General features: G+C 65.0%; 1 protein-coding gene. It reads right to left on the bottom strand.

Annotated elements, in window-relative coordinates; all coding sequences use genetic code 11:
• A partial coding sequence (locus ACZBJS_RS42875; protein ID WP_463440378.1) for a helix-turn-helix domain-containing protein occupies window positions 1-223 on the bottom strand: 223 nt, incomplete at both ends.

Genomic DNA, 223 nt, shown 5'->3' with positions numbered 1-223 from the left:
GTCACCGTATAGCCCAGCACATAGTCGTGCCGCTTTTGCATCTGCTCGTGGAAGTGCTTCACCGTGAAGTCCGCGTACTTGTCCCGGTACAGCGCAAGCATCCGTTCCAGCGCCTCCTCCGGCGCCCGCCGTGGCGAACGACGCCCCAGCCGGCGGTCGACAAGCCCGTCGTCGCCCTCCGCCTCATAGCGCTCCGCCCAGCGTTGAAACGTCCGAACACTGA

This window comes from Bradyrhizobium sp. KZN70725 (assembly GCF_055264925.1).
Note: the sequence above shows the minus strand (reverse complement) of the source record. Positions and strands in the feature narration are given on the sequence as shown.